The organism is Methylophilus methylotrophus DSM 46235 = ATCC 53528, from assembly GCF_000378225.1.
In the GTDB taxonomy this organism is placed as follows: Bacteria; Pseudomonadota; Gammaproteobacteria; order Burkholderiales; family Methylophilaceae; genus Methylophilus; species Methylophilus methylotrophus.
The window spans coordinates 45,852-72,408 of the sequence record NZ_KB905141.1; the positions used below are offsets into that span (position 1 = coordinate 45,852).

Below are 26,557 nucleotides of genomic sequence, written 5' to 3' on the forward strand. Positions count from 1 at the left end.
TTTATCCATGCAAGCGTTTTGAGAAAATGACACTGAAACGATATTGGCTTTGTGCATAATTAGGCACGCAGCTTTCAAATACTTGGTGAGGTTTGCCAGGCAATTGATTGGCAAACCAGTCAGGGCTGTAATAGGTATGGTGCAAGCCGCGGTATTTTTCTTCATATTCCGCCTCGCTCAGTGCATCGCGGCGGGCACGTTCACATTCTTCTTTAGTCGCGGCATGTGGGATATCCAGTATGGCAACGCCAACCTTGGCTTTTTGCCACATGGCATGGAACACTTCGGCGGCCATCGCTTCGTCAAAATAATGAAATACGCTATTGGCGATGACAAAATCGTATTTAGGATCGATGGCCATGGTTTGTGCCGATTGTGCACTGAAGTCGCCATCCGGCATGGCTTGTTGAGCCGCTTCAATCAATCCGGCTGCATAATCCAGCCCGCCTACTTTAAGGGGATATTGCTGACGCAAAGCATATAAAAATGCACCGGCACCGCAACCGACCTCAAAGACAGAATCACCGGACTGCATGCCCAGTTTTTCGCTGATGCGGCGGGTGTATTCCTGCCAGTCAGGCAGGGCGATTTTGCCTGCACCGCTATCAAAGCCGTCCAGTGCAATCAGCGTATCCAGCGTGATGGCATGTTGCGGTTGCAAGCTGCGTTTTTCCCAAATGTTTTGCCAAAGGTTACTCATGAGTTCGCTTCCATTTTTTGACTGACTGCCTTGAGCACGCGGGCACGCAGCTGCGTGCTGCTGATGCCCTCGGTTCTCGGCAGGATATGTAATTTGTCGGCTGCAATCGGGTTGCTGTTATCGTGACCGTGTACCAGTAAATCAATCTGGTGCAACGCTAAAAAAGCATCGTCTAGCAGCCATGGGCTGGGCACCACTTCGTCCACATCACGCATGGCCAACAGTACTTCTGCGCGCGCAGCATAATTGAGTTCGGGCTCGTATCCCTTTTTACTACGAATCTCTTCATCGGTGGTCAGGGCGACCACCACATGACCCAATTTCTTGGCGGCTTTTAAGAGGCGCACATGGCCATGGTGGATCAGTGTGGCTGACATATCGACCATAATGCGTTTTTGTGGTGACGTCATGGCTGTAACTCCAGTAAATCAAGAATTTCGCCGCGTGCCTGGCTGCCCAGGTGTGCCTCTCCCAAATGACAGACCACGCTACCACGGCTGATGCCGCGAGGTTGGTATAGCACTGCACGTGCATCCTGGCTGGTTACCTTGGCATCGACCCAGGTACATAAGGTGGGTTGGTAGTGCATTGGATGCGTGGCATAAGATACAATCTTTTTCAGCATCCTGGCCTTGTTGATAAACACAGCCTCGCGTAAATCAGCATGTTTAGGTAGCACCTCATATAAAGAGGCGATGGCGTGGTAGGGACCCGTCATGCGCCGATCGAGGTGTGTGGCCAGGCTGAGGTAAAACGAATCGATTTCGTTTTTAGGTAATTGGTTAAAAGCAATAAATGAGGCGCCTGTCAGGCCAAATAGCCCTTTGCAAGAACTGTAGGCAATGACCTCTGCCAACCCGTGATCAGATTCCAGACCGATAGAGGCAGTCGCGTCCAGCATTAACTGGGCCCTCACACGGTCTGCCAGGGCGCGCAAATCGCCTATGGGTAACAATAATCCGGCACTGGTTTCTGTATAGCAAGCCACTACCCAGTCGTAGTTGCCACTGATGGTGGTGATTTCTTGCCAGTCACAGACCGTTACAGATGACACCTGGCCGACATGACGCTGTGCCATTTGTGCAAAGCTGACCAGGCGCTGTGCGTAATAGCCGCTGTCTACAACCAATACCTTGCCATACAGAAAGTTAAGGCTGGCAATTTCAAGCGCCAGGCTGGCAGAACCTTGCAAACGCGCAATTTGGGCGTGGCCGGTCATGGTTTTCAATGCTGAGAGCACAGCCTCATCTACCTGGCTGTAATCCTGGTCACCACGGCCAAAACAGGGCCGCAGACCGAGCAGGTTTTCCTCCAGCAAACTGGCTGGCCCCGCTGTGAACAGCGCTTTGCGTGCATTTTGCGAATAGACATGGCTATGAATGGTGACTTCAGGCATATTCCACCTCGTTTAAAAACTGCATGAAGTCTTGTTTGTTTTGTGTTGGGGTGCGCGTTGGACGGCCCAAATCTGCACGTGCGCCTTTACGGCACAGCACTTCTATAAAGCTGCTTTTTCCACTGTGCACTGCCTGTTGCAAGACAGTTTTTAGATCTTCTGTCCTAGAAACACTGAAAACCTGTGCATAACCCGCAGCACTGGCAATCTCAGCCAATGGTAATTGTGCGGCGATGGTAGGCTGTCCACCGACGGAATCATGGGCACCATTGTTTAATACGATATGCAGCAGATTAGATTGCTGTGCACTGATGGTCAGGCTGCCCATATGCATGAGCATAGCGCCATCGCCATCAATACAAATGACTTGTCGGTCTGGCTGCGCCAGGGCAATGCCGCAGGCAATCTGTGAAGCATGCCCCATGCCGCCTACCGTGAGGAAGTCACGGCTATGTCCGGCCTGCTGGGATTTACGGTATTCAAATAGCTCACGTGAGGCCATGCCGGTGGTGGCTACCACTGCCGCCTCTGCTGGTAATGCCGACACAATCTGCTGGATCATGTGTTCGCGGCTTTCCAGTGTAGGCAATTTGTCAGCCAGTGTGGCGACCGTTTCAGGTTTTGTTTCTGCTTTTTTGTAGGGCGCAAAGCTCTGTTTGCGTACCACCAGGGCAACCGGGCCTTGACGCTCAATCGCCTGATTCAATAATGCCTGAATTTGTGCATGGGCAGTCTGGATATCGCTGGTCATGACCTGGTATGGAATATCCATGACGTCCAGCTGAGACAGCGTGATCTGGCCTTGTTTGACATGCTGGGGTTCGTCGTGGATCTGCTGGCCATGCTCATCGAGTTCGCCACGCCAGCCGATGACCAGTAACATAGGAATACCGTAGACTTGTGGATCTGCCAATGACGCAATCGGATTAACGATATTGCCGAGGCCGGAATTTTGCATATAGACCAAGGCTGGTTGTCTGGTTGCGAGGTATTGACCGATGGCTAACCCGATGGCGCCACCTTCATTGGCTGCGATCACATGCTGGCCTGCGGCCAGTTTGTCTGAAAAGCAGGCGCATAGCTCTTTGAGTAACGAGTCAGGGACGCCTGCAAAGAACTGCACCTGTTCGGCTTGCAACGCGCTTAAAAAGTCCTCGGCATGTATCATGTTGGTCTCCGCTTATTTGGTGACGCCTATTTAGTGCCTGGGATCAGTTCCAGTACATCGTTAATCGACATCAGGCTGGACTCAATTTCTGCGGTCCTGCCGTTTTTAAGGATTTCCATGGCCGCATTTTGCATGGCCGGATAGGCCGCACGCATCATGTGGTTGGCATAAATGACCAGATTGAAACCGCGCAAGGCCAGTTCTTCTTCCGTCACGGTGTTGTAACTGGTGGGCACACACACTAAAGGTGTCGTTGGGAACTCTGATTTGAAAATCTTGGCGAATTCAAAGACTTCGTCTGGCGTTTTCTGGCGGCTGTGAATCATGATGCCGTCTACACCCGCACCGACGTAGGCTTGTGCGCGTTGCACGGCATCGGCAATGCCTTTTTCCAGAATCAGGCTCTCGATACGCGCAATCACCATAAAATCATCGCTGACGCGTGCAGCGCGCCCAGCAGCGATTTTTTCGCAGAAAGGCTCGATCTCGTCCTGCAATTGCGGTACTTCATTACCAAACAATGAATTCTTTTTGAGGCCGATCTTGTCTTCGATGATGGTGGCAGAAATACCCAGGCGTTCCATGCTGCGCACATTGAGTTCAAAATGCTCCAGTTTGCCGCCGGTATCGGCGTCCATAATTAAAGGTTTGGTGGTGACATCAAAGATGTCATTGATATTGGATAAGCGGCTATTGATCTCGACCGCTTCAATATCAGGTTTGCCACGCGCGGTAGAGTCTGTGAGTGAACTGGACCAGAACCCGTCAAACTGGCAGGTTTTGCCATTGCGTTGTGCGGTGACGTGTTCGGCAATCAATGCCGAGATCGGGTTATGCGCTTCAATAAAGCGTGAAAGCGGTTTAACCGTCAGCAAACGTTTCAAGGTGCGGCGGCGGATATCCGGTGTGGTACCGAGGGCCTGGATCTGGCTCAGCATTTCATTGGAAGACACACCGCGTGTATAAGGAATCTCAATCAGGTGGCCGCCGTATTCCGCCAGCGCTGCACGGGCGCGGTCACGGTAGGGGACTAATGGCCCTTCCAGCCAGTCGTCGCCATGCACCATGATGTCAGGTTTGTATTTAAGCAGGTTGGGGGCGTAATCCCATTCTTCCTGTGGCACGACATTCACCACACCGCGGATATTGCTGACGATCTGTTTGCGCTGTTCGTAGGTCAGGTAGGGCAGGCGTTTATGATCTGCCACCGCTGCGTCTGACAATAGGCCAATGGTCACGTCGCCATACTTCCTCGCCTGCTCAATAATATTGATATGGCCATGGTGCAGAATATCTACGGTCATACCTACATAAACGGATGCCATGCAAAACTCCTTCATAATCTTTGCTACCTAAATATAAAGGCATATATAAGGTATGCGAAATGGATAGCCTGATTATGGATGGCTTTGTTGTGGAATGATTTGTAGATAAGCGCGGAAAAGGGGCCTTAAATCTTATGAGAGATGGGTGGCATGAATGCTTGTTGGCTAAGGGTGTCTTTAAAAGCCGAATTAAGACTGATTCTCTGTTTAGCTCGGTTAATAGTGATGGCGTTTCTTTTTATAGAATGCATTGGTATTAACAATTTTGTGCAGTTTTTGATTAAAGGCTAAAGATTTTGGTGGAGGGGTCGTAAATAGTTTCAAGTGCATGATTGATCGAAAAAGAAATTTGCAACAAGTATTAAAGAAATTTCGCAAGCGGTCGATAACACAACTAACAACGCTAGATAGCAAACATTAAGTGGTAAATAGCGATCAACGTTGAAAGTAACATGACGATTTGACACTTAACTGGATATACGACTCTAAAGGAGATTTAACATGGCTTCAGTAATTAACACCAACCTGGCTTCATTGAACGCACAACGTAACCTGACTGCTAACCAGTCAAGCCTGAATACTTCTATTCAACGCTTGTCTTCTGGTCTGCGTATTAACAGCGCTAAAGACGACGCGGCTGGTATGGCGATTGCAACCCGTATGGACTCACAAGTTCGCGGTATGGAAGTTGCAACACGTAACGCAAACGACGCGATTTCTTTCCTGCAAACTGCAGAAGGTGGTTTGGCAAGTGCAACCGATGCATTGCAACGTATGCGTGAACTGGCTGTACAGGCTGCTAACGGTTCCTACAGTTCAGGTGACCGTGCAAACCTGAATACAGAATTCTCACAACTGAAGTCAGAACTGACTCGTTTGGGTACAGCAACCAAATTTAACGGCCAGGCAGCCTTTGGTACAGGTTATAGCTTCCAGATTGGTGCTGACAGCGGGGATACCATCAGCGTGGCTTCTGTTGCAGCGGCTTCCCTCAGTGGTTCCTTGTCTACAGCATCAGCAGCTTCAGCCGCAATTACTGCGATTGACGCACAGTTGACAACTTTGAACACTAACCGTGCGACTTTGGGTGCTTACCAGAACCGTTTCGCTTCCGTAGTGAACAACCTGGGTGTGGCTGGTGAGAACATGGCAGCTGCCAAGTCCCGTATCACTGACGCTGACTTTGCTGCAGAAACCGCCAAGATGACACGTGCACAGATTCTGCAACAAGCTGGTACTGCGATGTTGGCACAAGCGAACCAGTTACCTAACAACGTGATGTCATTACTGAGAGGTTAATTCATCCGATGGTAATGCTAAATCCACAGGCCTAGCTCCTGTGGATTTGGCCTAGGTAAAAGGAGCAGCATCATGAGTGATTCAACAGTCAGTGGTGTCGGTGGTGGTTTACAGGGAATCCGGGCAACCAGCAGTTTGAAGCTGGTTAAATATGCTGAGGCTTCCTCTGAAGGCGCTGCCGTAGATGTGAATGATAAAGCTGCACTGAGTGGTGCAGTGAAGAAGTTAAATGAGTATGTAGCCCCGGCGTTACAAACGATAGAGTTTTCTATCGATGAGGATACCGACCGTATCATTGTGAAAGTGGTGGATACCGAAACACAACAGGTATTGCGCCAGATTCCCAATGAAGAAGTGTTGGCTATCAGTAAAACGCTGGATAAATTACGTGGGCTGGTGGTGAGACAAACAGCCTGATATCGCGTTTAAATAAAAGGTTGGGAGATTAAAAATGGCATCAATTGTATCCTCTACAGGCGCATCTGGCCTGCCGATTGATTCGTTGGTCACAGCTCAAATGCAGATTGAGCAGCAGCCTCTCACCGCTATTAAAACCAAGATATCCTCTTACAACACCAAACTCTCCGCTTACAGTACGCTTAAAAGCGGATTAAGTACTTTTCAGACTGCGGTAGACAAGTTAGCCACAGCAGCTAAATTCAATGCCCAGACAGTGACTGCCTCTGATAGCAATACCATCAGTGCGACTGCTGATGGGACTGCAGTCAAGGGCAGCTATAATGTGAGCGTCACGCAATTGGCGACCTCGCAGAAGCTTGCATCTGCCGCTTACAGTAGCACCACAGACATTATCGGTACAGGAAAGCTGACGATCTCTTTTGGCACCTACACCGCCGCAGACGGCGGTACGCCAGCCTCATTCACAGCCAATGGCAGCAAATCCGATATCGAGATTGACATCACTTCCAGCAACAATACGCTGGCAGGGATACGCGATGCGATTAATGCCAAAAATGCTTCTGTCACCGCTTCCATCGTCAATGATGGCAGTGGCAACCGCCTGGTGATTACCTCCAAGGATACCGGGGAGGTCAATAGCCTGAAGATTTCGGTGACGGATAATGATGGTAATAATACCGATAGCAACGGCCTGTCTGCTTTGGCCTATGATCCGCTTGCCACCAGCAATAACATGACCCAGCTGGTCGCGGCAAAGAATGCATTGCTTACTGTAGACGGCTTGAACATCAGCAAGTCAAGCAATACCATTTCTGATGTCATCCAGGGCGTGACTCTGACCTTGAAAGGTGTCACATCCACGGCTAATGCACTGAGCGTCGATACAGATACGACGACGATACAGAGTTCGGTACAGAGTTTCGTAGATGCCTATAATTCGCTGAATACCAGCATGCGTAACCTCACCAAGTTTGTGTCGGCAGGTTCGAGCGCCAATGGCGTGTTACTCGGCGACTCTACCGCACGCAATATGATGGTGAAGCTTAAGTCCATGCTATCTGCCTCCTCGCCCACAGCGACGACTTATAAAACCTTGTCGGATATCGGGGTGAGTATGGGCTCGGATGGCTCATTATCGCTAGACAGTACCAAATTACAAAAAGCTATCACCAATAATGTGAGTGACGTGGCCAAGCTGTTTTCACCGTCTGCTACGACGACTGACCCACAGGTCACGTTTATGGGCAGTAAAGCCGCTACGCAGTCAGGCACCTATGCGGTCAACATCACACAGCTAGGTGGAAATGGCGTCAACGCGATCGGTACCATTAATGGTGTGACGGCGAATACCACTGGGTCGGTGCTGACAGGCGCGGGCGGAAATGCCAGCTATGGCTTGCAAATCAGTGTGACAGGCACAGCGACAGGTAGCCGCGGCACAATTACGTTCAGCAAAGGCCTGGCAGGTGAGCTCAGCAGCGTATTGGGAGAGTGGCTGAAATCTGATGGTCCATTGACCACAAAAACAGACGGATTGAACTCTTCGATTAAAGATTTGAATAAAAAGGCCGATGATATTAATGCCAAGCTGCCTTCTATTGAAGCACGTTACCGCGCCCAGTATGCAAAGCTGGATGCCCTGCTCAGTAGTTTGCAAACCACAAGTACTAACCTGACTTCACAACTGGCTGCCATCGGCGCCAACAGTTAGTCAGCTCGGTAGTTGTCTGCAGGGAGCGATTGGCAATTGATATTAACCATGCGCTTTTAAGCAGAATACGGAGTAAAAAATGTTTGGGATGAAAAAATCAGGTGTCAATGCTTATGCCAGCGTAGGGTTGGAAACCGGTGTGGTGGATGCCAGCCCATTGAAGTTGATTGTGATGTTATATGATGGCGCGATTACTGCCTGTATTCATGCTAAACAAGCCATGGCGCAGCATGATATTGCGAAAAAAGGCCAATACCTGACCCAGGCGGTAACCATTGTAGACAGCGGTTTACGTGCCTGCCTGGACAAGCGTGCAGGCGGTGATATTGCTCAAAAACTGGATGAGCTTTACCAATATATGACACGTAGCCTGATGGAAGCCAGCGTGCGCCAGGACGTGAAAAAAGTACAGGAAATCCAGCAATTGCTCATGGAATTAAAAGGGGCCTGGGAAGCGCTGGAGAAAACAGCCATTACCAGACCAGCCCAGGCAGACATGGCGTTAAGCCAGATGGTTGCCCAGAAAACACACGAATTAAAACATATGGGGCAAGCCAGCCGTCTGGCCACTGCCGGAGCTTAAGATGTCACAGGCACTGATTAATACGTATGAATCCGCTGCGAAACTGATGGAGCAGATGCTCATTGCGGCCAGACAAAATGCCTGGGAAAAGGTGACTGAACTGGAACAATCTTACATGCTTAAGATTGAGGTAGTGAAGACACTGGAGCAGAACATGCGTCTGGCGTCTGAAAGTCTTGCACCGGAATATCATGCCCGTAAGCAAGTGCTGGTACAGAAGATCCTGGCGGATGATGCAGAAATCCGCAATCTACTGTATCCAGTGATGCACCGGATTACCGATATGATCTTTGACGCGCAGTTGCACGCGCGTATCCCACCGGATGTGACCTAGATGCTACCCATCCCGCAAGTGATCACTCAACGTTTCATTACCAATGAAGCAGAGAACTTGCGTGCTGTTTCTTCGATTCTGCCGGTAGAAGGTACCCAATCCGAAGCGCCTTTGTGGGAGCGCATGCGCCCCGGCATGCAATTTACCGGACTGATCGTACAAAAAGAGGCCGGTGCAGGCAAGGCCGCTGAACTGGCACAATTCAAAGTTCAAATCCAGCTTCCCAATCAACCGCCTGCGCTGGTGCAAATGCAGTTGCCCGCACATCTGGTACAACAGCAGACCTTGCAAATGCAGTTTCTGGGCCTGGCACAGCAAAACGCAGGTAAAGAGGCATTACCACAGGTAAAGTGGGGGTTGCAGCCTAATCATCCCCACAGCGGCCCAGTAAACCTGGGTCAAACAGCGCTGTTAACTGATATGTCGCAGGCCGATCATGGCGAGCATTTGCAGGACATGGCAAAAAACGCTGCCGGGCAAGCCAGTCTGGTGGAGCTGAGCAGTCCGGCCAAGTATTTACAGCGCTGGCTAAATTCGTCGGCGTTTGATCATCAAACCTCAGCGCTGCAAGCGCAAACCGTGGTTAGTCATAGCCCGCAGAAGCCACAGGTGTTGGCACAGGATCTCAAGCACGCCATGGATCATTCCGGCCTGTTTTATGAGTCCCATTTAAAAGAAGCGACTTTAGGTAGCCGTCCCTGGCACCAATTGCTGCAAGAGCCACAAAACAAACCGCATTTCGCCCCACCGGAAATGGTGGCGCAGCAACTGCAAGTCCTCGAGCAGCAACGCGTGATCTGGCATGGAGAGGTGTGGCCTGGCCAAACCATGAAATGGCAAGTCAACGAGCAGGAAAGTTCTCCGCAATCTTCAGATGAGCCTGTATTGAATAGCCTGCAAAGCGACCTGACCTTGCATTTGCCCAACCTGGGAGAAGTGACTGTTAATATTGCCATGGTCAACGGACGTTTCAATATACGTGTGCAGCCTAGTGATTCGCAGGCACTTGGCACCATGCAGGCCAGTCGCAGCCAGTTAGCCATGAATTTACAGTCTGCCGGTTTAAAACTGGAGGCATTGCAGATTCTTGGGGATGAGACAAAAGCACAAAGGCGGCGATATGCAGCGGGATAAAGCCTATACCCAGTCTGCAGTGGCCCTGGCTTATGAAGCTGGTGACCTGGCGCCACGTGTGGTGGCAAAAGGGAACGGTTTACTGGCTGAACGGATTATTGCCATTGCCAAAGAGCATGAGGTTTATGTGCATGAGTCGCAAGCCTTGTTAAGCCTGTTGATGCAGGTGGAACTGGATACCCATATCCCGCCACAGTTATACCAGGCAATCGCTGAAATACTGGCCTGGTTGTATCAACTGGAACAAGGAGAAATGCGGGAGCCACCTGCGGTTTGAGTGAGCCAAATTGAGATCTGGATCCAATTGCATAGATGAAGCATAAGTGAAGTAGGTTTACACCTGCATATTCATCATGTCTTGATAGGCTGAAACCAGTTTATTACGCACCTGAACGGTTGCCTGAAAAGCAATATTGGCTTTCTGGCCTGAAATCATGACATCAGACAGGCTGACGCTGTCATCACCCATGGCAAAATCTTTGCCCAGTTTTTCGGATTGCAGTTGCATATTGTTGACCTGGTCCAGTGAGGCCTTGAGGGCATCACTGAAGCTGACCTGACTGGTCGGGCTGGCTACATTGGTTTTCTGGACAGGGGTGGCAATTGCGCTGTTACCCAGGCCTTCAGGTTTTTGTGCTGCTGCACGTAATTGTGCCAGCATGGACGTGATGCGTTGTGCATCAATACCGCCTGCGTTCATGGTGGTCTCCTTTCATTATCAGGCCAGACATGGCCCTTAATCATCATGGTATACACTTTAGCATTCCACTATCGGGACTGCTCTGAAAAATAGGCAACATTAATCCGTCTTATTTGGCAATTTGAAAATAGTGAGTCAGCGCATAATGTGATCCATGTGAGTTGTCCTTAACAGGTGCTCAAGTTCCGGAAAGTGTTTCTGGCCTGGCAATCCCGCAGTGGATGAAGGCCAGAATACCAATAGTAGTAAACATGGAGGTTTAGATGGCTGCTGATGCTGCCTTACTTACGACAAATGATGAGTCCAACAGTACACCGAATATGTTCGGTCAACTGGGGCAGAAGCTGTTGCTGGTCGCAGGGATTGCTGCGATCGTGGCCGTCATGATCGTCTTCTGGTTGTGGAGCCAGAAACCGGATTACCGCGTATTGTTTTCGAATTTTGCCGATAAAGATGGCGGAGCCATTGTCGCTGAACTCGAGAAGCTGAATATTCCCTACCAGTTTGCTGAAGGCGGCAACGCCATTCTGGTCCCTGCCGACCAAGTACATCAGGCGCGCCTGAAGTTGGCTGCTCAAGGATTGCCCAAAGGCGGCAATATCGGTTTTGAATTGCTTGAAAACCAAAAGTTTGGGGTCTCGCAGTTCGTCGAGCAGGTGAACTTCCAGCGTGGCCTCGAAGGTGAACTGGAGCGCAGTATCCAGTCTATTTCAGCTGTACAGGCTGCGCGCATCCACCTGGCGATTCCCAAACCTAGTGTATTTGTGCGTGAACAACAATACCCAACCGCTTCAGTCTTGCTTAACTTGCATAATGCCCGCCGCCTGGATGCACAGCAAGTCGCCGCCGTGGTACACCTGGTTGCCAGCAGTGTGCCTAATCTGTCTGCCGACCATGTCACCGTGGTAGACCAGAACGGCAATCTACTGTCTGACAATGCCAATAAGATCAAGCAGAACGGTTTGGACCCAGAGCAGATGGCGTATGTGGAAAGCATGCAAAACAGCATTGCGCGCCGCGTTGAGGCCATCATCACGCCTATCGTAGGTGCCAGAAATGTCCATGCGGAAACCAGTGCGGAAATTGATTTTTCCATGACCGAGCAGGCCAACGAGTCTTATAAACCCAACACCAAGCCTGATGACATGGCGATTCGTAGTGCGCAAAGCCGTGAATCTCAAAGCGTCAGCGGTAACAATGGTGCTGTGCCAGGTGCGCTCTCTAACCAGCCCCCAGGTGAGTCTACAGCACCGATTAATGCTCCGGGTGCCCAGGCGCCAGGCGAAGAGGGTGCTGCGCCGACTGCACCACCGGCACCGCCACAAAACACACAAAAAGACACGACAACCAACTATGAGCTGGATAAGACTGTCAGCTATGTCCAGCAGCCCAAGGGCGGTATCAAGCGCTTGCATGTGGCTGTGGTGGTCAACCATATTCCGGTCGTGGACAGCACAGGCAAAACCACTTACCGCGCCTTGAATGCTGCCGAGAAGCAGCAGGTCACCGACCTGGCAATGCAGGCAATGGGGTTCAATAAAGAGCGTGGTGACAGCATCTCTGTGGTCAACACGCCCTTTATTGCCGAAGCCCAGGAAAAATTGGCAGAGCCTCCATTGTGGAAAGATCCACTCGCCATCGAATATGGCAAAGATGCCTTGCGGTTTATCGCTGGCCTGATTGTGCTGATGATGATTTACAAAAAGTTGCTTAAGCCCATGGCGAATAAGTTGACAGGCGCAGATAAGAAACAGCTGGCATTAGCAGGCACTGCCGCATTGGGTGGCCCTGATGGAGCAGCCGCTGCGGGCGCCGGAGCTGATGGCGAGGATGCCTTGGTCACCTTGAGTGGCGATGCCACTGCTTTGCCTAGCAGCCTAGACCAAACACTAGAAGCCGCCAAGCAGGTAGCTAAAGAAAATCCACGCATGGTAGCCCAAGTGGTTTCCAGCTGGACTTCGGCGGAGAAATAGCGCATGAGCGACCAGGGATTAACCAGAAGTGCAATTTTAATGCTGGCGCTCGGTGAAGATGAAGCCGCCGAGGTCATGAAGCATTTGACGCCTAAAGAGGTACAACGCTTGGGCATCGTCATGGCCTCCATGAAGCCCGTGCCTCGCGAAGAAGTAGAAGAGGTGCTGGAGAAGTTCATGCTGGACTTTGCCAGCAGCAGCGATTTTGGCCTGGATTCAGACAGCTATATCCGCTCGGTACTGATTAAAGCCTTTGGCGATGACAAAGCCTCTAATTTGTTGAACCGTATTCCGCAATCGCAGGATGCAGCCGGTATTGAAAGCCTGAAATGGATGGATGCGTTCAGTGTGGCGGATTTTATCAAGAATGAGCATCCGCAGATTATCGCGACCATCCTGTCACACCTGGAACCTGAACAGTCTGCAGAAATTCTGGGACATTTTACCGAGCGTTTGCGCCAGGACGTGATTTTACGTATCGCCACCCTGGATAGTATCAAGCCGACAGCCTTGCGCGAGCTCAATGAAGGCATGCTCAAAATGCTTGCAGGGAATGACAATATCAAGCGCCAGGCCATTGGCGGCGTGAAAACAGCGGCCGAGATCATGAACTACATCAGTGGCGAACATGAAGCCAAGTTAATGGATGGCCTCAAAAGCTACGATGATGGCATGGCCCAGCAAATCATGGACCAGATGTTTGTGTTTGACAACATCATGGAAATTGACGACAGAGGCATACAGGTGCTGTTGCGTGAAGTACAGTCCGACATGTTGATTGTGGCTTTGAAAGGCACATCAGACGAGATGAAGGAAAAATTCTTCCGCAATATGTCTTCCCGTGCGGCTGACATGATGCGTGAAGACCTCGAAAGCCGTGGCCCGGTCAAGCTGTCAGAAGTCGAAGGCCAACAAAAACAGATTCTGCAAATTGTTCGTCGCCTCGCTGATGAAGGCCAGATCATGCTGGCAGGCAAAGGTGACAGCGAGCAATATGTTTAAAACATTCAGTCAGGAAAGTGTCATATGGTAGCTTCTGCAATTCCAAAAGAGCAAATGAGTGCTTACCAGCGCTGGGAGATGGCCAGCTTTGATGACTCTGATTCCAGTGAACGTGTTAAACGCGATCGTGCACAGGCAGAGGAAAATGCGCGCACAGTCAGTCAGATTCTCAAGCAAGTCCGTCAGGAAGCTTATGAAGAAGGCTTTAAAACCGGTTATGTCGATGGCATGGGGCGCGCTGAAAAGCAATTAGACGCAGAGCGGACACAGCTGTTGCAAATGTCAGCCAGTTTCCAGCAGGCCCTGGCCATGCAGGATGTGAATATTGCTGAATCTGTCTTAAGCCTGGCCTTGGATCTGGCCAAGGCCATGATGAAAACCAAACTGCAGGCAGACCCGCAAGCTGTCATTCCTGTCGTACTGGATGCCATGCATTACCTGCCACAGGTAAAACAGCCTGCCAGAATTATTGTGAATCACGAAGATGCCAAAGTATTGCGCAGCCATATCGGTGAAGAGTTGAGGGAGCAGGGTTGGCAATTGGTGGAAGATGCGCAGATTGAACGTGGTGGCTGTCTGGTAGAAACCGCAGAGAACCAGATTGATGCGACGAATGAGATGCGATGGAAACGTCTGGTGCAAGGCTTATCGCGTTTTGATGACTGGCACAAACCATTGAATAGCACTGAGTAGTCGAGATCACCCAGAATCACGCCAGAGAGTCAGAATAGCGATTGATCCAAGTTATGACATCAACTACCGAACAAGATATCAGTAATACCCTCAACCAAGCACGCGGTGACGATGTCACGGCATTGGTTGACGATGAGCCACAGCCAACGACAGAAGCCGTGATAGATTTAGCTCAGGTGCAGATGGCCCAGGCTAAACGCGTTGCGCAGGACAATATACATAACCAGCGTTGGCAAAGTTACCTTAAAGACTGTACCGAGCTGATTAACCTGGTGGAACCCCTGGAAGTGGCCGGACGTATCGTGAAAGTTACTGGCCTGGTGATGGTGGCAACCGGCATTAAGATGCCGATTGGCGGAGCTTGTTATATTCCTTTGCAAGATGGTGGGCGTGTAGAAGCCGAGGTGGTTGGTTTTGACGGTGAAAACTTGTTGCTCATGCCACAAACGGCCGTCGATGGCGTGGTGCCAGGTGCCAAAGTATTCAGCATGGAAGTCACCGAAACCTTGCCCAAACCCCAGTTTGGTCGTCCGCCACGTCGACGAGCCCAAGACCGTGCCCGCCATTTTCCGGTGGGAGATGGTTTGCTTGGCCGGGTGGTAGACGCTGCTGGCAACCCGCTTGATAGCCTGGGCCCGATTTCAACCGAAGTGACCGCGCCATTGAATGGCCGCGTGATTAATCCTCTTATGCGTGCCCCAATCGAAGATACTTTAGATGTGGGCGTGCGTGCGATCAATGCCATGCTCACCGTTGGCCGTGGCCAGCGTCTTGGCTTGTTTGCCGGTTCCGGTGTAGGTAAGAGCGTATTGCTGGGCATGATGGCCCGCTATACGACGGCGGATGTGATTGTGGTGGGCCTGATTGGTGAACGAGGCCGTGAAGTCCAGGAGTTTATTGAACAGATTTTGGGGCCTGAAGGCCTGGCTAGATCCGTGGTGGTGGCTGCCCCGGCAGATGTGTCTGCATTGATGCGTTTGCAGGGAGCTAATTACGCGACGGCGATTGCTGAACGTTTCCGCCAGCAGGGTAAAAACGTATTGCTGATTATGGATTCTTTAACCCGTTATGCCATGGCACAACGTGAAATTGCCCTGGCGATTGGCGAGCCGCCAGCGACCAAAGGTTATCCTCCATCAGTCTTTGCCAAATTGCCGGCACTGGTTGAACGTACCGGGAACGGCGCCAGGGGCGAGGGATCTATTACCGCTTTTTATACCGTGCTGACAGAAGGCGATGACCAGCAGGATCCGATTGCCGATTCGGCGCGTGCGATCCTGGATGGTCATATTGTACTGAATCGTAACCTGGCAGAAAGTGGACATTATCCCGCGATTGATATTGAGCAATCGATCAGCCGCGCCATGCACAATATCACCAGTAAAGAGCATCAGCAGGCGGCGCGCTTGCTCAAACAGCTTTATTCGCGCTATTTACGCAACCAGGATTTAATTGCTGTCGGGGCTTACCAGCCAGGGTCTGATCCGATGCTGGATATCGCCATTAACAAGCGCGACCAGATCAATGCGTTTTTACAGCAAGATATTGATGAGTGTGCCTATATGCAAGAAAGTTTGCAGCAACTGGCCAACACAATTGCCTAGCGTGACCTGAGTATTTTATGGCAAAACAGTCTACCCAAACGCTGGCTTTGCTTAACCAGCTGGCTGCAGATGAAGTGGAAACGGCCATGCAAATATTGGCACATGCCATGCAGCAGCTGGAGCAGGCTGAGCAGCAGCGTACCATGCTGGAACAATATCAGCAGGAATACCAGCAACAATGGCAGTTGGCCGCACAAAAAGGACTCAAAGCAGATTTATACCGCAATTTTCAGGGCTTTTTCTCGCAATTGGAATTGGCGGTAAGGAGTCAAAATGCTCAAATCGAACAGTGCCAGGCGAATGTGCAGCACAAACGACAGCTATTGCAGGAAAAACAGCGCAAGCAAAAATCTTTTGAAGTACTGATCACGCGTGCAGAAACCTTGCAGGCGAAAGCTGAAAACAAGCGTGACCAGAAAATGATGGATGAGTTTGCCAGTCGTGCCAAACGGTCACGTCTGTAAACAGAGAGAGTCCGGGAGAGTCATATGGCGTTTTTAAATTCAGCCGCTTTACTGAATACAGGGGCAGATGCCGTCAAAAGCGCATCTGCCAGCCAGACATTACAGGAACCACAAAATAGTGGCTCCGATGAGTTTGCACAGGCGTTACGCAAGCAGATGCAGCAAACCAGCAAACCAGCCATCCCGGTTTCTAGCAAAGCGGAAACTCCCAAAGCGACTGCAGCAGACAAAACACCACCATCCTCCCAGCCATCCAACAATAGTCATACTGTCAAGAACGACGCGGATACCCCAAAAGCATCCTCTAGTAAACAGGACGAGCAAAAGCCTGCTGAAACAGCAGCCACGACCGAGAGTGTTCCGGCACAGACAGAAACCGAGGTATTGAAAGATACCGCGGCCGTGACTGAAACACCGCAGGAACGCAAGAAACGCTTGCTGGCAGAGCTGGCTGCTAATGACCAGACCCCAGCCGGCATTTCGCCGTGGATGCAAACCATGATTGCCATGCGTCCATCTGCGCCAGCGGAGACACAACCAAAGGTAGCATTGGTAGATGATGCCGCAGCAGAAGTTGCTGGTGTGGCTACGATTGACAAGCAACTGCTCCCTGAGACGGTCACCACCAACCCTTTGCCACAGACTGCTGAGTTTATGGAAAAAGCATCCACAACCCCTCTGCCTGCCGGACCTGCCGTGCCCACCACAGCAGAGGATAAAGGGATGGATTTCAAGCAGGTGTTGACTGATACGCCACAGGCTTCTGCAGGAAAAGACGCTGTTTTGCCAGAAACCTTGGTGAATGCCAAGTTGATGGCTGACACTAGCCGGGAAACCGGCGCTGCGGCCTTTGCAATCAAAGAAGGACGTGGTACGGAGGTGTCGGCAGACCTTTTGAATCTGGCATCACAACCAGTGACGCAAGCGTTACCTAATAGTCCATGGTTGAATGCGGCGGGTATTGCCCAAACCACGCAGGTAGTCATGTCGCAAATGGCCATTCCATTTGGCAATGAGCGTTGGCAAACGGCCATGAATCAGCATGTCATGAATATGGTAGGCAGTGGCGATGATGTGGCCAGCCTGACCTTGTCTCCCCCTGACCTGGGACCTATCCAGGTAGTGCTTAAAGTGGATAACCAGTCCGTTAACACCAGTTTTATTACTGATAATCCATTAGTGCGTCAGGCGCTTGAAGATGGCATGCAGGATTTACGTGACCGCATGCAGTCACAAGGCTTGCAGTTAGGCCAAACCTTTGTTGGTGATGGTCAACAGGCACAGCAGCATTTTGAGCAGCAAACCACGCGCCAGGGCGGCCCGTCGTCTTTAGACGCCACGGCTGAGTCTGACAGTGCAGCCCCTCAAGCAGCTGTGAAAACGACGGTTGCACGTGGCCTGGTTGATACTTTCGTCTAACGCACCCCATCAAATACCCAGGGTCGGCAAGCGTATCGCAGGCCGGCCTGCCATAAATCCCGATTAAGCGTCGATTTAACCCTTTTATCTGGCAATCTCCACACCGCAGTTTTGCGCATAATGTCATCATAAACACTTAAAGTTTTACGTAAGAAAGGTTTGTGTCATGGCTCAAGAACCAGCAAAAGCAGAAGCAGAAGGCGCAGCAGAGGCGGCGCCCAAATCCAAGAAGAAATTGATTGTGATATTGGCCGTTGTACTGGCGTTGGCTGCTGGTGGCGGTGCTGCTGCTTATTTCCTGATGAAAAAACCGGAAGCACATCAAGCCAAGGGTAAACATGGCGATAAGGCCGAAAAAGCCGAAGGCGCAGAAGACGAAGCGATTAGTGAAGAAGAGGCAGAAGAGGCACCTGAAGAGTCTGGCGGTCATGCAGACCCTAAAACGGCGCCGACTTATGTGCAGTTTGAAACATTTACCGTGAACCTGTTACCCGACCCGGATGACAAGTTTTTGCAGCTGGATTTGACTATAGAGGTCAAAGGTGCCGAGCTGGCTGAAAAAATGAAAGCCCAGATGCCCGCGTTGCGTAACCGTGTGTTGTTACTGTTAACCAGCAAAAAAGCCTCCGATATTTCTACCCCGGAAGGTAAGACTCAACTGAGTGAAGAGTTGCTGGCCGAACTCAAAAAGCCGCTCTCCGCACATGGCAAACCGGTCAAAGTGACCCAGGTATTGTTTACCTCATTCGTGATCCAGTAATGGTATAAGCCTGTTGTTTAAAGTGAATCATTATGTCAGCTGACAAGTTCCTATCTCAAGACGAAATTGATGCCCTGCTCAAAGGTGTTGAGGGTGAGGACGAAAGTGATTCGTCTGGCAAGGACGAGTCTGGTGTACGTACTTATAACCTGGCGACCCAAGAGCGGATTGTGCGCGGCCGTATGGCCACGCTGGAAATGATCAATGAGCGATATGCACGGTTATTGCGCGTAGAGCTGTTCAATTTTTTGCGCCGGACGGTAGAGGTGTCGGTCGGCCCGGTACGGATTATCAAATATACGGATTTCATCCGTAACCTGGTAGTGCCTACCAACCTGAACCTCATTCATATGAACCCTTTGCGGGGAACAGGTGTTCTGGTGCTTGATCCAACACTGGTGTTTCTGGTCGTAGATAACATGTTTGGGGGCGATGGCCGCTTTCATACCCGTGTCGAAGGGCGTGATTTTACGGCCACTGAGCAGCGCATTATCCAGCGTATCCTGAATATCATGTTCGAATCGTATGAAAAAGCCTGGTCACCGGTCTATCCAGTCAAGTTCGAATACCTGCGTTCTGAAATGAATACGCAATTTGCCAATATTGCGACGCCTAACGAAGTGGTCGTCGCGATTACCTTCAATATTGAGTTGGGACCTAATAGCGGTGAAATGCATTTCTGCGTGCCTTACTCCATGGTCGAGCCGATCAAGGACCTGCTGACATCACCGCTGCAAGGTGAAAACCTGGGTGGCGACAAGCGCTGGGTCAAGCTAATGACGCAACAGATCCAGGCGGCAGAAGTGGAAATTGTGGCAAACCTGGCGAAACGCAAGATGACCGTGGCAGATTTGCTGGAACTGAAAGAAGGCGATGTGTTACCGATTAATATCAGTGACACGATAGAAGGACAAATTGACAACATTCCGGTCATGGAATGTCGTTATGGAGTGTTTAACGGGCAATATGCCCTCAAGGTTGAAAAGTTAATTCGCGCTGACGGTAGTCAGGAGCAATTGCAAGGAGAGTCATAATGGCTATGGATCCCGCCACAAATAGTGCAGATGAGGATATGGATGCAGCGATGGCTGCCATGGGAGTATCTGATCCCGGTGATGTACAGACGATTGCAGAAGATGACTGGGGGGCGGCATTAGCTGAGCAGACCCAGGCTGAGTCTTCAGCACTACAGGAACAAACAAGCAAGACCGCGGTATTTAACGAGTTTAGCGCCAATAATAAACTGGAAGGGACGCAGAATGATATTGATTTCATCCTGGATATCCCGGTACAGTTGACGGTGGAGCTGGGTCGTACCAAGATCTCGATCAAGAACCTGTTGCAACTGGCACAGGGTTCGGTGGTTGAGCTGGACGGCATGGCGGGCGAGCCTATGGATGTACTCGTGAACGGCTGCCTGATCGCCCAGGGTGAAGTGGTCGTGGTGAACGACAAGTTTGGTATCCGCTTGACCGATATCATCACGCCGGCCGAACGTATCCGCAAACTGAACCGTTAACTGGATGTCTGATAAGAGTGCCATGAAGTATCGCAGCAAGCTGTTACTCGCCTGGTTGGGCAGCATAACCACTGGACTGGCATACGCAGCTGTGCCTGCAACCACGGCATCTGCCGTCCCTAGTACCGGTGATAGCCTGGGGCGCATGGTATTTGGCACCGTGATCGTCTTGTTGGTGATTGCCGCCATTGCCTGGCTGTTAAGACGCGTCATGCCAGGACAAAACATGGCCCATCGTGGTGTGATCAAACAGGTCGGTGGCTTGCAGTTAGGCCCAAGGGAACGTATTGTGGTCCTGGAAGTGGCAGGTCGCTGGCTGGTAGTTGGCATCAATGCCGGGCAAATGACCGCCCTGGGCGAGGTGGACCCAGTGATCACTGAAACTCCAGCAGAGGAGGGCGCGAACGCAACATCCTCTCATGGGGTAGATCCGAATGCTTCTTTTGCTGTACGTTTACAACAGGCCATGCAGGCCACAGTGCAACAAACCGTCAAATCACTCAAAAACAAGCCTTGAGTCGTTCATTTCCGACCTTTGATTTTACCAGCGCTGGCGTACTATAACCCTACTTATTGATGGACTTGTGCCAGGCATTACACGCCAGGGACAAGCAAGTTTCGGGTGTCATGTACATGCGGGTATTTTCAGTTCTAAAGTCTATTTTTTCTCTGTTGCTGCCAGTGGGGCTATTGTGGGCTCTGCCAGGATTATCCTGGGCGGCAGAGGGGTTGCCTATTGGCACAGTGACCCCTGCACCTGGCGGAGGCCAGGACTATACACTGAGCCTGCAAACACTGATCCTCCTCACTTCGCTCACCTTCATTCCGGCAGCCATGCTTATGATGACGGGGTTTACCAGGATCGTCATTGTGCTGTCCTTGTTGCGCCAAGCCCTGGGGACACAGTCTGCGCCATCGAACCAGGTATTGATTGGTTTGGCGCTGTTCATTACTTTTTTTGTCATGGGGCCGGTCTTCGACAGAATTTATACCGACGCCTACCAGCCATTGTCAGAAAGCAAAATCACCATGCAGGAAGCCTTGCAGCGCGGAGTACTGCCTTTAAAAGGCTTTATGCTCAAGCAAACACGTGAGAGTGACCTGGCCATGTTTGCCAATATGGCGCATACAGAAACTATCCAGACGCCTGAAGACGTACCGCTCAGGATACTGGTGCCGGCATTTATGACCAGTGAGCTGAAAACGGCCTTCCAGATTGGTTTTGCCATTTACATCCCATTCTTGATTATCGATATGGTGGTGGCCAGTATCCTGATGGCCATGGGCATGATGATGATGTCACCGTCTATTGTGTCTCTGCCATTCAAACTCATGTTGTTTGTACTGGTAGATGGCTGGCAACTGATACTGGGTTCGCTGGCGCAAAGTTTTGTGATTTAACCTTTTTATTTTGAATCCTAGGAGTAGGTCATGAGTCCTGAGCAAGTTGTTTCATTGGGCAGTGAAGCTATGCAAACCACATTGCTGGTGGCGGCGCCTGTGCTGGGCACGGCGCTGATGATAGGCCTGATCGTCAGTATCTTTCAGGCCGCCACGCAGATCAATGAACAGACACTGTCTTTTATTCCGAAACTGGTCGGCGTAATGGCCGTGTTACTATTGGCGGGCCATTGGATGTTGATGACTATGGTGGATTATATGCATCATATTTTCACCATGATCCCACAAATGGTTAATTAAACAGACGCTTACACGGTATGCTGAATATCCATGCGTCAGATCTGCAATTGTGGATTGTCCAGCTATTCTGGCCACTGACCCGTATCCTGGGTTGCCTGGCCGTCGTTCCGCTATTTAGCCATCCTGCCATTCCCAAGCGCATCAAGCTTGCCGTTGGTTTCGTCATCACCTTTGCTATTGTCCCCTCTATTCAGGTCCCCGCCATTGAAGTGTTTTCCTGGCAGGGCCTACTTTCTTTGCTGGCACAGTTTCTCATAGGTATCAGCATGGGCTTTGTCATGCGACTGCTATTTACCGCCGTGGAAATGGCCGGTTTCATGATGGGCATGAGCATGGGCTTGGGCTTTGCCAGCTTTTATGATCCACAGGCTCAGGGGCAAACCATTGCCGTTGGCCAGTTTCTGACCATGCTGACGCTATTGGTGTTTATGAGCCTGGATGGCCACCTGATTGTGGTGGCGGTGATGTTACAGAGCTTTGAAACCATGCCCATCGGACTCGAAAACTGGCAACTCAATAGCCAGACCATCGCCACACTGGGTGGGCATATATTTTCGCAAGGCTTGATGTTGTCACTGCCCGTGGTTGCCAGTCTGCTGATTACCAATATGGCGCTGGGGATACTCACCAAAGCGGCACCGCAGTTCAATATTTTCGGTATCGGCTTTCCGATTACTATTTCAGTGGGTTTCCTGATGCTGCTGCTGAGCCTGCCTGCCTTGGTGAATCCGGTCAATCGCTGGCTGATAGATGGGCAGCAACTGATGTTACAGGTGTTGCGCTAACCAGCCCAGGTATTCAGAATCAAATCAGGCTGAACAGGGAGATATTTGAGGTGGCGACAAATGCTTTTTGTGCTGCCTGCAAGATGCTTGTTTTCTTGGAGATATCTGACAAGGCCTGCGCGTAATCCAGATCCTGCAGTTCAGAAATCGATGCATCATACTGATAGTTCAAGCTTTCGCCTGTGGTGTTCATGGTCTCAATAAAATTAAGGTTGCTACCAATTTCTGAGCGAGCATCCAGTACGTTATTCAGCCAGCCCTGCATTTGATCAATCGTCGATGCGAGGCCAGCAGAATAAGTCGCTTGCGTTGTGCTGTCCGTAATGGGGGTCTGCAATAGAGTGATCATGTCTTGCAGGCTTTTGAATACATTGGCGCCATCTGGACCAAAAATCTGATCCCCCGTATAGGTCACAGTCATTTTACTTTGTATGTCTACCTGTAACTCCGTGCGTGTTGAGTTGGCTTTATACTCATACTGACCACTGACAGTATTCAGTTCAAAAGGCACTGTTTGTGTCGCATAGCCTGCGTACATGTAATTACCCTGTGAATCTTTACTGTTGGCCAGGTTTAATAAAGTATCCAGATAACCTTTTAACTCGTTGCCGAGTTTCGTGCGTTCCGAGTCAGTGTATGACCCATTCCCTGCGGAAATGACCGTTGACTGGATCGCCTGAATGGTATTAGTCACATTAGTGAGACTGGTCTCATAGGTTTCCAGCAATGTTTGTGCTGTTTGCCGCGCGCTGGCAAAGTTCGCATTTAAATCTTTTGCGGTATTCAGCTCTAATAATCTGGCCGCAGCCACAGGATCATCGGCAGGGGAGTTTACCCTTTTACCAGTGGCAGTCTGAATACTCAACTTGTTCAAGTCTGTTTGCAGGCCCATTAACCGGTTCGTGCCAGATTGAAAAATAGTATTGGTACTGATTCTCATGATTGCCTATCCTTGAAAAGCTTATTGACCCATTTGCAGTAATACTTCAAATAGCTGGCTTGCAATTTGCATCATTTTTCCGGCTGCCTGGTAGGCCTGCTGGTAGCGCAGCAAATCCGTCGCTTCTTCGTCCAAATTGACCCCTGATTCCGATTGCATCGCATTAGTTGCATTCTCAAGTGCAGTCGCGTCTGCCAGGCTGGTGATGCTCAGCTCATTGGTTTTTGTGCCAACGGCACTCACCATTTGAGAGAAGGATCTCGAATAAGTACCATATACCGGATTGGCATCGCTGCCTCCCAGCCGCACTGTGCCTTGGGTAAGGGTGTTGCCGCCGTCTACGAAATAACCTGTCTGCAACTTTGCCAAAAGCAGGCCATTCACGTTGTTCCCTGGACCACCTGTTGCATCGGCCAGTGCGAGTTTACTCACATCTGTGAAGTTTAAGGAAAGATTACTGGCAGCGGCCCGGGTAGGCTGTACCATGTAATAGTCGCCTTCTGCGGGGGTGCCTGTACCAGGGCCAATGGTAATGCCATTGAATGTGACTGGTAATGTTCCATCCCAAGGTATGGCTAAAGGATCTGGATCGGGTTCCGGCATTTGCGCATTATCACTTAGTCTGGTAATAACATAGCGCCCAGAGGTGTATCTCACGCTGTAATCACTGCTTGTCACCAGGCTGGTTTTGTCAAATGACGCTGTAATTAAAGGCGAGGTGCTTGGATTTCTGCTACTTGGTGATACTTGCGGCTGGATAGTATTAAATAGATTGGTGCCAGCAATGCCGTTGAGATCCAGCCCCTGCGTTTGTTGCGCATTAAATTGACTGGTTAACGTCAAGGCAAGTTGTCCAATCTGGTTTTGCACAACATCCAGCGTGTCAGTTCTGAATTTAAGTACACCGCCAAGTGTCCCGCCGGTCAGCGTTTCGTTACTCAGGATTTTTGGACTCGCAGGGTTACCATAGGCAACTTCGAGTCGACCAAGATCGGTGTCGCTGGCCCGTGTATACAAAGAATATTGCGTCGTGCCGACCACAAGAGGCATGCCGCTCCCGGCAAATACGTTGTAAGAACCATCATCTTGCTTAATGATCGTTGTCTGGATTTGTTCACTGATTTTGGCAACTAGCTGATCGCGTTGATCCATCAGGTCGTTTGGTGGGTTACCTGTAGAGTTCAGCGCCTTGTTAATCGTGTCGTTCAGGATGGAGATTTGTGAAGCATAGCTGTTGATCGTATCTACGCTCGCTGTGATCTGCGTGTTAATGCTGTTGCGCATATCCTGAAGCTGGTTATTGACCGAGTTGAAGCGGTTGATCATGGATTGTGCCGAAGACATAAATGTCTGGCGTGTGGCTGTATCACTTGGGTTTGCAGCGGCGGCACTCACCGCGCTGAAGAAACTCGTGATCACAGGGTTCAAACCGGCTGTGCTGTCTGACAGCAGGTTGTTAATCTGGCTGATATTGCTGTAATAGGCACTGCTGGCTTTGGCCGTTGCCGTGGCATTAATCACCTGTTTTGCCAAAGTCTCATTATAAACACGCTGTATACCGACAACATTAGCGCCCTGGCCGACAAAGCCATAACCGAAGTTTTGTGCTTGCGCCGCGGCCTGTACCACAACTTGGCGGCTATATCCCGGAGTGGCGGCGTTAGCAATGTTATGGCCAACGGTGGCAATGCCTACTTGCGCGGCGTTGAGTGCGCTCTTACCAATGGTGAGTACATTTGACATGTTTTTTCCTCATGTACCAGCCCCCTGCAGAGAGTCCGGCACGACTTTAAAGTAATCGTTAATATGCCTATCGGCAATTATTTTTGTTTCTTTAGGGCTGTTTCTTTTTTAGCCTTGTAAATGCTTGATGACTTGCGTCAGTTTCTTGCCATATTGCGGGTCGGTGGCATAGCCTGCACGCTGCAAGGCATGGGCATACGCGCTGGCATCATGCGTGTTATTCATGGCTTGCTGGTAACGCGGATTTTGTGAAATCAGTTTTGCATAATCCTTGAATGCATCGCTGTAGCTGTCATACGCACGGAATTTTTCAACACGGGTCTGTTTCACACCATTGATATATTCAGTGGTGGTGCTGTTAACCACCTTGCCTTTCCAACTGGCATCCGCTTTGATGCCAAACAGGTTGTGGCTGCTGGTGCCGTTGCCGGTTTTGATTTCGTGTTTTCCCCAGCCGCTTTCCAATGCCGCCTGGCCGATCATGAATTTGGCTGGAATGCCAGATACACTGCTGGCTGCCTGGGCGTGTGGCAACATGCTCTGGATAAATTGTTGGGTTTTACCAGCCACTTCGCGCATGGCCGTGGCTAAAGGTGCCTGGGGCAGGGTGAAGCTCTGGATATTTTCCTGTGTGTCAGCGACCAGAGGTGGTAGTTCCGGAATGCCTTGTGCCCAGTCGTCCCGGTTGTTATTCACGGCATCACTGTCTCTGGCTTCCCATTGCTGATAGGCCTCACGTATTTTCTGGGCCGCTTGCGCTAATACTGTCCTGGCACCCGCATGGCTGCTATGAGTGAGTGGGGCAGTTGAGTCAAGTTTGCCTGAGGATTTGGCGTCTTTGCCAGCCTCTGTTGCGTCACTTGGTTTTTGGCTGAACTTACTGAGCTGCCTGACCAGCACATCTGTCAGGCCAAGACCTTTTTGGCTCAAGTGTGTACTCAACTGCTGATCCAGCATGCTGGTAAACATTTTGCCTTGTTCACTATCGGTGATACCGTCTTGCGGCACCGTGTCACGCATGCTTTTGAGCATCATGTTCATCAGTACCGCTTCAAACTGGCGTGCAACCGCTCTGATCGCCTCTGGCGAGTCATTATTGGCACGCTTGAGGCCATTCAGTGAATTGCCGTCTATGGCCAAGCTTTGAGTAGTAGGGTCTATACGTGGTTGCATCACTGCCTCCC

General features: G+C 50.6%; 29 protein-coding genes. 20 read left to right on the plus strand and 9 right to left on the minus strand.

Annotation, left to right across the window (positions count from 1 at the left end):
* Position 1: 1 nt before the first annotated feature.
* Genes F463_RS0100190 through aepX form a run of 5 tightly spaced genes read right to left on the minus strand, consistent with a single transcriptional unit; the run spans position 2 to position 4,589 of the window.
* Positions 2 to 700 (minus strand): class I SAM-dependent methyltransferase, encoded by a 699-nt coding sequence (locus F463_RS0100190; RefSeq protein WP_018985009.1) that lies wholly within the window; start codon positions 698 to 700, stop codon positions 2 to 4.
* A complete protein-coding gene (locus F463_RS0100195) occupies positions 697 to 1,110 on the minus strand; it encodes an adenylyltransferase/cytidyltransferase family protein (protein ID WP_018985010.1) in 414 nt (137 codons plus the stop codon). Before F463_RS0100195 ends, F463_RS0100190 begins: the two co-directional genes overlap by 4 nt.
* Positions 1,107 to 2,096, minus strand: coding sequence for a pyridoxal-phosphate-dependent aminotransferase family protein (locus F463_RS0100200; protein WP_018985011.1), 990 nt, complete (start codon positions 2,094 to 2,096; stop codon positions 1,107 to 1,109). Before F463_RS0100200 ends, F463_RS0100195 begins: the two co-directional genes overlap by 4 nt.
* Positions 2,089 to 3,264 carry a phosphonopyruvate decarboxylase gene (gene aepY / locus F463_RS0100205; RefSeq protein ID WP_018985012.1) on the minus strand — a complete coding sequence of 392 codons (1,176 nt, stop codon included), beginning with the start codon at positions 3,262 to 3,264 and terminating at the stop codon, positions 2,089 to 2,091. Before aepY ends, F463_RS0100200 begins: the two co-directional genes overlap by 8 nt.
* Before the next feature lie 26 nt (positions 3,265 to 3,290).
* Positions 3,291 to 4,589 (minus strand): phosphoenolpyruvate mutase, encoded by a 1,299-nt coding sequence (aepX, locus tag F463_RS0100210; RefSeq protein WP_018985013.1) that lies wholly within the window; start codon positions 4,587 to 4,589, stop codon positions 3,291 to 3,293.
* Between the two features lie 501 nt (positions 4,590 to 5,090).
* Between aepX and F463_RS13905 the strand changes: the two genes are divergently transcribed.
* The 7 genes from F463_RS13905 (at position 5,091) to F463_RS0100245 (ending at position 10,347) form a co-directional block, all read left to right on the plus strand.
* The gene (locus F463_RS13905) at positions 5,091 to 5,888 is read left to right on the plus strand and encodes a flagellin N-terminal helical domain-containing protein (protein WP_018985014.1); all 798 of its coding nucleotides are present in this window, start codon (positions 5,091 to 5,093) and stop codon (positions 5,886 to 5,888) included.
* Between the two features lie 72 nt (positions 5,889 to 5,960).
* Positions 5,961 to 6,305 carry a flagellar protein FlaG gene (locus tag F463_RS0100220; protein WP_018985015.1) on the plus strand — a complete coding sequence of 115 codons (345 nt, stop codon included), beginning with the start codon at positions 5,961 to 5,963 and terminating at the stop codon, positions 6,303 to 6,305.
* 34 nt (positions 6,306 to 6,339) lie between these two features.
* On the plus strand, positions 6,340 to 8,019 hold the full coding sequence (gene fliD, locus F463_RS0100225) for a flagellar filament capping protein FliD (protein WP_018985016.1): 1,680 nt from the start codon (positions 6,340 to 6,342) through the stop codon (positions 8,017 to 8,019).
* A 79-nt stretch (positions 8,020 to 8,098) separates the two neighbouring features.
* Positions 8,099 to 8,602, plus strand: a complete 504-nt coding sequence (fliS, locus tag F463_RS0100230) for a flagellar export chaperone FliS (protein WP_018985017.1) — start codon at positions 8,099 to 8,101, stop codon at positions 8,600 to 8,602.
* A 1-nt stretch (position 8,603) separates the two neighbouring features.
* A complete protein-coding gene (locus tag F463_RS0100235; protein WP_018985018.1) occupies positions 8,604 to 8,936 on the plus strand; it encodes a flagellar protein FliT in 333 nt (110 codons plus the stop codon).
* On the plus strand, positions 8,937 to 10,070 hold the full coding sequence (gene fliK, locus F463_RS0100240) for a flagellar hook-length control protein FliK (protein WP_018985019.1): 1,134 nt from the start codon (positions 8,937 to 8,939) through the stop codon (positions 10,068 to 10,070).
* Positions 10,057 to 10,347, plus strand: coding sequence for an EscU/YscU/HrcU family type III secretion system export apparatus switch protein (locus F463_RS0100245; protein ID WP_018985020.1), 291 nt, complete (start codon positions 10,057 to 10,059; stop codon positions 10,345 to 10,347). The genes fliK and F463_RS0100245 overlap by 14 nt, the downstream gene beginning before the upstream one ends.
* Before the next feature lie 57 nt (positions 10,348 to 10,404).
* On the opposite strand, the gene fliE is transcribed toward F463_RS0100245, so the two are convergent.
* Positions 10,405 to 10,770 (minus strand): flagellar hook-basal body complex protein FliE, encoded by a 366-nt coding sequence (gene fliE / locus F463_RS0100250; RefSeq protein WP_018985021.1) that lies wholly within the window; start codon positions 10,768 to 10,770, stop codon positions 10,405 to 10,407.
* Positions 10,771 to 11,033: 263 nt separating this feature from the next.
* Between fliE and fliF the strand changes: the two genes are divergently transcribed.
* The 13 genes from fliF to fliR all read left to right on the plus strand — a co-directional run bounded on the left by fliF (position 11,034) and on the right by fliR (position 22,690).
* The gene (gene fliF / locus F463_RS0100255; RefSeq protein ID WP_018985022.1) at positions 11,034 to 12,743 is read left to right on the plus strand and encodes a flagellar basal-body MS-ring/collar protein FliF; all 1,710 of its coding nucleotides are present in this window, start codon (positions 11,034 to 11,036) and stop codon (positions 12,741 to 12,743) included.
* Positions 12,744 to 12,746: 3 nt separating this feature from the next.
* The gene (gene fliG, locus F463_RS0100260; RefSeq protein WP_026295166.1) at positions 12,747 to 13,745 is read left to right on the plus strand and encodes a flagellar motor switch protein FliG; all 999 of its coding nucleotides are present in this window, start codon (positions 12,747 to 12,749) and stop codon (positions 13,743 to 13,745) included.
* Between the two features lie 24 nt (positions 13,746 to 13,769).
* Positions 13,770 to 14,438: a flagellar assembly protein FliH gene (locus F463_RS0100265; RefSeq protein WP_018985024.1), complete on the plus strand. Its 669-nt coding sequence runs from the start codon at positions 13,770 to 13,772 to the stop codon at positions 14,436 to 14,438.
* A 182-nt stretch (positions 14,439 to 14,620) separates the two neighbouring features.
* The gene (gene fliI, locus F463_RS0100270; RefSeq protein ID WP_033413065.1) at positions 14,621 to 16,042 is read left to right on the plus strand and encodes a flagellar protein export ATPase FliI; all 1,422 of its coding nucleotides are present in this window, start codon (positions 14,621 to 14,623) and stop codon (positions 16,040 to 16,042) included.
* 17 nt (positions 16,043 to 16,059) lie between these two features.
* The gene (fliJ, locus tag F463_RS0100275; RefSeq protein ID WP_018985026.1) at positions 16,060 to 16,506 is read left to right on the plus strand and encodes a flagellar export protein FliJ; all 447 of its coding nucleotides are present in this window, start codon (positions 16,060 to 16,062) and stop codon (positions 16,504 to 16,506) included.
* A gap of 24 nt (positions 16,507 to 16,530) precedes the next feature.
* Positions 16,531 to 17,925, plus strand: a complete 1,395-nt coding sequence (locus tag F463_RS0100280; protein WP_018985027.1) for a flagellar hook-length control protein FliK — start codon at positions 16,531 to 16,533, stop codon at positions 17,923 to 17,925.
* A gap of 166 nt (positions 17,926 to 18,091) precedes the next feature.
* Positions 18,092 to 18,685 (plus strand): flagellar basal body-associated FliL family protein, encoded by a 594-nt coding sequence (locus F463_RS0100285; RefSeq protein ID WP_018985028.1) that lies wholly within the window; start codon positions 18,092 to 18,094, stop codon positions 18,683 to 18,685.
* Positions 18,686 to 18,717: 32 nt separating this feature from the next.
* On the plus strand, positions 18,718 to 19,719 hold the full coding sequence (gene fliM / locus F463_RS0100290; protein WP_018985029.1) for a flagellar motor switch protein FliM: 1,002 nt from the start codon (positions 18,718 to 18,720) through the stop codon (positions 19,717 to 19,719).
* A complete protein-coding gene (gene fliN / locus F463_RS0100295; protein WP_018985030.1) occupies positions 19,719 to 20,204 on the plus strand; it encodes a flagellar motor switch protein FliN in 486 nt (161 codons plus the stop codon). Before fliM ends, fliN begins: the two co-directional genes overlap by 1 nt.
* Before the next feature lie 4 nt (positions 20,205 to 20,208).
* On the plus strand, positions 20,209 to 20,721 hold the full coding sequence (gene fliO / locus F463_RS0100300; protein ID WP_018985031.1) for a flagellar biosynthetic protein FliO: 513 nt from the start codon (positions 20,209 to 20,211) through the stop codon (positions 20,719 to 20,721).
* A gap of 116 nt (positions 20,722 to 20,837) precedes the next feature.
* Positions 20,838 to 21,605, plus strand: a complete 768-nt coding sequence (fliP, locus tag F463_RS0100305) for a flagellar type III secretion system pore protein FliP (RefSeq protein ID WP_026295169.1) — start codon at positions 20,838 to 20,840, stop codon at positions 21,603 to 21,605.
* A gap of 30 nt (positions 21,606 to 21,635) precedes the next feature.
* A complete protein-coding gene (fliQ, locus tag F463_RS0100310) occupies positions 21,636 to 21,905 on the plus strand; it encodes a flagellar biosynthesis protein FliQ (RefSeq protein ID WP_018985033.1) in 270 nt (89 codons plus the stop codon).
* A gap of 17 nt (positions 21,906 to 21,922) precedes the next feature.
* Positions 21,923 to 22,690, plus strand: coding sequence for a flagellar biosynthetic protein FliR (gene fliR / locus F463_RS0100315; protein ID WP_018985034.1), 768 nt, complete (start codon positions 21,923 to 21,925; stop codon positions 22,688 to 22,690).
* 19 nt (positions 22,691 to 22,709) lie between these two features.
* On the opposite strand, the gene flgL is transcribed toward fliR, so the two are convergent.
* From flgL to flgJ, 3 genes are all read right to left on the minus strand, one after another.
* Entirely contained in the window at positions 22,710 to 23,630 is a 921-nt protein-coding gene (gene flgL / locus F463_RS0100320) for a flagellar hook-associated protein FlgL (RefSeq protein WP_018985035.1), read from the minus strand.
* Between the two features lie 21 nt (positions 23,631 to 23,651).
* On the minus strand, positions 23,652 to 25,373 hold the full coding sequence (gene flgK, locus F463_RS0100325; protein ID WP_018985036.1) for a flagellar hook-associated protein FlgK: 1,722 nt from the start codon (positions 25,371 to 25,373) through the stop codon (positions 23,652 to 23,654).
* Positions 25,374 to 25,481: 108 nt separating this feature from the next.
* Positions 25,482 to 26,546, minus strand: a complete 1,065-nt coding sequence (gene flgJ, locus F463_RS0100330) for a flagellar assembly peptidoglycan hydrolase FlgJ (RefSeq protein WP_018985037.1) — start codon at positions 26,544 to 26,546, stop codon at positions 25,482 to 25,484.
* Between the last annotated feature and the right edge of the window lie 11 nt (positions 26,547 to 26,557).